This window comes from Verrucomicrobiota bacterium, from assembly GCA_016871535.1.
In the GTDB taxonomy this organism is placed as follows: domain Bacteria; phylum Verrucomicrobiota; class Verrucomicrobiia; order Limisphaerales; family SIBE01; genus VHCZ01.
Map to the genome: position 1 here is coordinate 1 of VHCZ01000315.1, position 6,586 is coordinate 6,586.

Genomic DNA, 6,586 nt, shown 5'->3' on the forward strand with positions numbered 1-6,586 from the left:
AATCTGCTTCATGCGCCATTGCCACAAAGGGAGAGGATCGCTCGGAAGCACGCCAAGCGATTTGAAGTAACCAATCTCGAAAAACTTCAAAAACGCAATTCTGACCGACTCGTGGATGAGTGGTTTTTCCTCCTCCAGGAGCTTGGGCGGGTAGGAAATTGTGATTGGCTTGCTCAAGGATCAGTCTGTTTGATCACGACATGGAGCTACTCATGTTCAGGGACAATGCTGGGCCGCGTCTCCGGCGGTAGCGCGATGCTGCCCGAAGGGTTTGGTTGGTGCTTCATGGCGACCCCTTCATTGCCGCTGGATCGAGCGCGATCACGTTGTCCGCCTTCGCGGGCGCGACGTTGAACCACCTTTCCCCCTCGGCCTTCGTCGCGAGTCCCTTGTAATGCGCGTGAATCATCGCGGGCGAATTGCCTGCCTGCGCGGCGGTGACGTTTTCGTTCTGGTGAAGGGCAAAATGATAGGTGCAAAAGGCGTGGCGCAGGCCGTTGGGCTTTCGTTTTACTTTCGCTTGCTCGCAGACCTTCAGAAAATACTGCTGAAACGTGATTTCATGGAACATCCACAATTTGCCGTCGCCGACGGTTCGAAAGGGTTCGAGCCAGGCAGAAAGGGATGGGCAGATTTCGACCAGGCGGCGTTGTCGGGTCTTGCTCTTGCCGGAAGTGATCTCGATGTGATCCTGAACGCGCCAGACATCCGACCATTCCAAGCGGAGTATTTCAGCGGTGCGCAATCCCGCCAACCCGCCAATGGCGACAATGGCTCGCATCGGTCCTTCAGCGGTTTCGAGCAAAGTTCGAAATTCACCCGGAGTGAAGGAGAGAATCTCGGCGGTGTTCGCATGCTCCCGGCGCATCGCATCCGCTTCGGCCCATCGATGCGTGACCGGCAGATAGTCCTTTCGCACGCACCATTGAAGAAACTGCCTGACAGCGGCGCGGTGATGGTTGCGGCTCTTGGCGGAAAAATCGCTCAGCGCCTCGATGAAAACGTCGAGGTGTTCCTTCCCAAGATCACAAACGGCTGTGTTCGGGAAAGTCTCGGCGAAGCGGCGAAGCTGGATGGCCCGATTGTAGGCGTATTTGGCCGAGAGTTGCGACCTCTGTCCTTCGCTGGCGCGGGTGCGAGGCTCATCGGCTTGAATGAACTCCTCGACGGCTTCTCGAACATCCTTGCGTTTCACGTTGGCCACGATGTTCAGATACCGCTCTGCGGCTTCGCTGATCGTAAGCCCACTCAATTTGCTGGTTGCTTCGACAAACTCGGACACAGCCGCCAACAAGGAGACCCGTTTGCCGCTGGACTGACGGAAGGAATCGAGCTTTTGGAGTGCGGCAAGGGCGTCGCGGGATTGGTTTGCGGTCAGGGCTGTGGCTTGCGAACCGCTGGCCAACTCTCTGACGGCGCGCTCCGCAGCTTGGCGAGCTTCGGAATACAAGACGAAGGTCTGCATCCGGCGTTTGCCCGCGACCGTGTAAGACACCCGGTAATAGCCGAAATTCTTGGCTGGAGCGTATATCTTCGCCTCGCTGGAGCGGTGACGTATCGTGACAGGGAATTTCACGCGCCGGTCGGAAGGTCGGGTTGAATTCTGTGCAAATCCTGTGCAAATTTCCGAAGTTCCACCATTTTCCGAAGGAAAATTGGTGCGCTTAGCAGGACTTGAACCTGCACGGGTTGCCCCACTGCCACCTCAAAGCAGCGCGTCTGCCAATTCCGCCATAAGCGCACGCGAGCGCTAATGTGCGCAGTCCGGGAATGCTCCGCAAGCCGATTCTGCACCGAATAGTATCCCCTCAGTTAACGACGGTGAGGCGACGCTCCTGCGGAGCCATTCTTCGATGGCATTGGCTCGGCGGGAGCCTCGCCCCACCCTCAACTGAAGGCATACACCGAACACGAATACGCATCGAATCATCTGAGATTCGCCAGAAACTCGACGAGATCCCGAAGTTCGCGCCGAGACAGAATTTTGGCCGCGTCCGCCGGCATGAGCGACGGACCATTCTCGCGGGACTCGATCTGAGCCTTTCCGAGCACGAGAAAACCTTCGTCGGGCGAAGTCAGGAGCAATTCCCGTTCGGTCTCGTTTTTCACCCACCCCTTGTAAGTCTTCCCACTTTTCATTCTCACGACGATGGTTTCGTAGCCGGGCGTCACTTTCTTGCCGGGAGCGAGCAGAGATTCCAGCAAGGTCTCTCGACTCGCGCTCGCGCCAATCTTGCTGAGGTCGGGGCCGTGGTCGCCGCCGTTGCCGTTGACACGGTGGCATCGCGCGCAACCCAACTCCGGACGGTGGAAGAACAGTTTCTGCCCCGCAGACACTTGGCCGCCATGGAGGACTTCGCGGAACGCGGCCAAAGGATCATCCGCCGCGCGCGAGGCTTCCATCTTTTGGAGTTTCCTTTGCAGCGCTTCGCTGGGCCGCTTCTTCACGGTTTCCAACAAATCGAGCTGAAGTTCGGCCGGCACGCGATTCTCGTTGAGCAGATCCAGCCACGCGGAAAGGATTTGGTCGGTCGCTGCGGTGGCAATGTCGGCCAAAGCGCGCAAGGCGGCCTGCTTTTCAAGGAGCGAACCGCGTTCCATCGTGGCGGCGATCTGGCCGATTGCGTCCGAGGGCTTGAGATGGCTGAGCCATCGCGCCGCTTCCTGCCGTAGTGGCTCCGCAGGATCGACCACGGCAATCGCAACGGCCTCGGCGAGTCTCGAATCTTTCAGGGAGCCAAGTCCCGCCAGGGCCGCCGTGCGGAGTTTCGAGCCAAGCTTGGGATTGACGGCGATCTCGAACAACGCGGGCGTCACCGAACTGATTTCCAGCGCGGCTGCAGCATGAATCGCGGCGATTCGGACCGCATCGGGCGCGTCCTTGAGAATGGCGGGCAACTCGCCGCGCGTGGCCAAGCTGGCGGGCCGGACTTCGCGGGGCGGCGCGGGCCGCCACAATCCGAGCAGCGGGTCGCGCAAGGCAGGTTGGCCCCATTGGGCCAGCCGTTCGAGAGCTTCGGCGCGCAAAGGTTCGGGAAATTCCCTGCGTCCGGCGAATTCGGCAAGGGCCAGAGCATTCTCCAGTTTGCCGAGACGGAAATTGGCGTTGAGCGAACGGCGCAGGACGGCAGCGCGCGCGTCGAGAAAACCGGCGCTCTCTTGGATCGCGAGGCGGGACGGTTGTCCGGCCAGAACCGCGAGTTGCGTGAACGCGCTTTCGAGCGGCAAGTCATAAATCGCTCGAGCCGCCTCAAGGACCAGAGCTGGATTCGGATCGTAAAGAAACGTGGCAACTTCCGGGCGGGCCAGCCGGCGCATGGCCAGCAGCACGCTCATCCGCACGGAAGCAGAGGGATCCTTCGCCGCAGCAAGCAAGGCGTTCATATCGTTGAGCCAGACCAGAGCCATGACGCCCGCGTGCCGAAGGTGCGGATCGCCGTCGCCATTCTGCCGCAGCATGAGCAGGATGGGATCGGTGGCTTCCTGGCGGCCGAGTTTGCCCAGGGCGAACGCCGCGAAAAGCCGGACGCGGAGGCTGGGATCCTGCAAAAGTCTTGCGAGCGGTTCGAGAGCCTCGCCGAAGCGGATGTTGCCCAGAGCTTTCGCCGTCTGAGCGCGGATTTCCGGTTCGGCATCTGCCGTCAGCGTGGTTATCCCGGAAGCGACCGCGGGATTCGTGCGGCCGATTTGTTCCAGGGCCCAGACGGCGTGCAGGCGCGCAAAGAGACTGGGGTTTTTGGCGGCGACGCGAAACAACTGGTTCGTGACCGCGACCCCGCGCTCGGCGAGCGCGAATTGAGCCTCCTGCCGCACTCGCCAGTCGCGATGTTCGAGCCATCGGAGGAGGTCGCGATTGGACCGCCTGGGAATGCCTTCGGAGAGGAGGCGCTTGACCTCGGCCACGGCCGGGTCCTTCTGCGGATTCGCGTCGAAGACATAGAGGATGCGGGCGCTGCCTTTCGCTTCCGCACTCTGGCCTTGATCCACAAGATAAACGCCGCCCATCGGTCCGAAATCCAAATCAATTGCGGCAACACCGCCGAGAAACTCGTGCTCCGCGTGAATCTCGTGTCCCGCGCCTTTGGCCTGGATCGCAAAAACCAGAATGCCCGTGTCTGGGTCGCAAACAAAAAGTTGGTGGCTGTAGCGCTGCGGCAAGCCGGTACCGGGATAGAACGCCATGCCTGCCGAACTTCCGGGGAGCAAAGCGTCGGGCGGGAGAACATAAGCCGCGGTGTTTGTCGGAAAAGGCTCGCCTAGCCTTTCGGTTTTCCATGGATTCGCCAGTTGCCGGTGGCGCCAGCCGATGTGCCAGCCGTAGTCCGCGCCTTCCAGAACGCAAAGCAACCGCGCCTTCGCGGCCTCGTCGGCATGCCGATCAATCGTCCAGAGGTTCCCGAATGGATCGAAAGCCAGATCCGTGGGATGGCGCAGGCCGGTGGCGATCACTTCAAAGCCGGTTCCGTCCGGATGGCAGCGCATCACCACGCCGGTGTCCGGAAAGGCGAAACGCTGGTTGCCCGGGGTGACGTTCAAGCCGCAATCTCCGGCCGCAAAATAAATCATGCCGTCCGGGCCGTAGCACAGCGCCGGGAATTCCGCTTCGCCAGTTCCGAGGTGGACGCCAAAACCGGAGTGCAAGGCGCGTCGCAGATCAGCCTGGCCGTCGTGGTTTGTGTCGCGCAAGTGCCAAAGATCCGGCGCGCAGGCGAACCACGCGTTCGTCCCACGGACCATAACCGCGCCCGCCAAACCGGTTACGCTGCTCGCGAAACCGTCCGCGAAAGTCGCCGCAAAATCCGCCGCGCCATCGCCATCGCGATCTTCCAGGACGCGAATCCGCTCGGAATCTACGGCCAGGTCGCTCGGATCGAATTTGCCGTCGCCATTGCGATCCCGCCGCAGCTTTTCGGGCAAGGCTGTGTTTTCCGGCGCCATGACTTTCTGAAAGAAATTCGAGCGATCCGTCACCGCGCGAAATGACAAGTTGGCATCCAGCCAATTGGTGTGTTGGCGGATATCGAGCACGGAACCGGCGCGCCGCTCCGTTTCCACGACGAAGGCACGACCACGTTCGTCGAACGCCAGGCGAATCGGGTTTGCGACTATCGGGTTCGTAGCGAATACGCCGACCCTCAAATCAGGCGCGAGCCTGAGACGCGACGAGGAAACGACCGCCTGGCGGTTTGTGGAACCTTTCAACGTAGGTGACGAGGCGGATTGGGCAATTACAGCCAGAGCGAAACGGCCGGCGCAGAAGCTCAATCCCGCGAACAAAAGAGCGCTGGAAAGCCAGGGCCGAGAGCAGAAGCGGATTTCACGCATCGCGCGTGAAAATAGCGCAGCGTTTCCGCGAATCAAAGTTGAGATTTGACGACGCGCCGCTCGTTTCATTGAGAAAGCTCCAAAATGGCGCGCTCTTTTCGCGAGAAAGCGCGGCCACGCAGTTTGGTATGGGCCTTGCTAAAACGCAGGCAGGGAGAAAAGGGAAATTGGTTGTTGTTTGGTGCATAGGCAGGTATAGCAGAGTCGCCCTGTTCTTGGGTCATCAGGGCGACTCTCTTTTTTGGGGAAATGAGATCGAACGCACCGCGTGCGGCTCGAGTTAGATCGGGGTGGGATCGCTATTCGTCTTTTCGCTTGTTGGCCGCTTCCCGTTTCGCGACCTCCACCTTGACCTGGGCGTCGAACTTCGGGTATTTGGCGCGCAATTCGTCGAATCGATCCTTGGAAAGTTCATAAACCTCGCAGTAATCCTCCGCACGCACACTGGCGTTGCGAGGGCCCCCGCTGATGAGTGACATCTCCCCCACATGGTTGCCGGCCACCAGCACCGCCACCACCGTTTTGTCGTCATTGACGAGCACGCTCACATGTCCGGAGTTGATGAAGTACATGCAATCCCCGTATTCGCCCTTGCGCATGATGAAATCGCCTGGGAGGAACGGGTGCTGCCGGAGTTTGGTGATGATCTCACGGATGAAAATCTCGTCCGCATCCCTCAAGAACGGCACTTTGGTGAGGATGCCCCGATTGAGGTATAACTGCACCTCCAGGGACAGCGACACGGGCAGTTTGTCGAGCGTGGATTCTTCGCCTGTGGATTGATGAGTTTCCCACATACAATCGTAGTAACAATCCAGTAAAATGGATCGAACCAGTAGCTGAACCGGTACTGTTCGGGATGGAAAACAAGTCGATACGGGATGACGATAGCCGACAGGATCACCAGCAGGCTGATGAAAGTATCCCACGCCACTTTGCCCCGGTGCGTTGGGTCGATGACAAACGAAAGCGCACCCTGGGGAGGGCCCTGTTTGCTCTGATCACTCGGAAGATGCGTGCGAGACCTTGCCGACTTGAAACAGGCGTTTCGGGGTCTCCTATGACGTCGGACTGGGCGCGGGTCTGAGAAAAAAATGCTTCGCCAAATGGTGAAGTGATTCTTCGCAGACCCTAAGTGGTCCGTTTCGTAAATACGCTCACGTTCGTTGCGCCCAATTTGGCCTGGGGCAAGGCGCGACGAGCGAGCATCCCCCGCCAGTGGGGCTGTGACCGAGGAGCAACGCAGCCCCAGGCAAAATTC

At 59.7% G+C, this 6,586-nt stretch carries 3 protein-coding genes and 1 tRNA gene; all 4 read right to left on the reverse strand.

The genetic code is table 11. The features are described 5' to 3' along the window. Positions 1 to 283: 283 nt before the first annotated feature. On the reverse strand, positions 284 to 1,576 hold the full coding sequence (locus tag FJ398_24785) for a hypothetical protein (GenBank protein ID MBM3841112.1): 1,293 nt from the start codon (positions 1,574 to 1,576) through the stop codon (positions 284 to 286). A gap of 80 nt (positions 1,577 to 1,656) precedes the next feature. Next, a tRNA-Leu gene (locus FJ398_24790) sits at positions 1,657 to 1,741 on the reverse strand. Positions 1,742 to 1,926: 185 nt separating this feature from the next. Next, positions 1,927 to 5,394, reverse strand: a complete 3,468-nt coding sequence (locus FJ398_24795) for a c-type cytochrome (GenBank protein MBM3841113.1) — start codon at positions 5,392 to 5,394, stop codon at positions 1,927 to 1,929. A 230-nt stretch (positions 5,395 to 5,624) separates the two neighbouring features. Continuing rightward, positions 5,625 to 6,122 (reverse strand): cyclic nucleotide-binding domain-containing protein, encoded by a 498-nt coding sequence (locus FJ398_24800; GenBank protein MBM3841114.1) that lies wholly within the window; start codon positions 6,120 to 6,122, stop codon positions 5,625 to 5,627. Positions 6,123 to 6,586 lie beyond the last annotated feature (464 nt).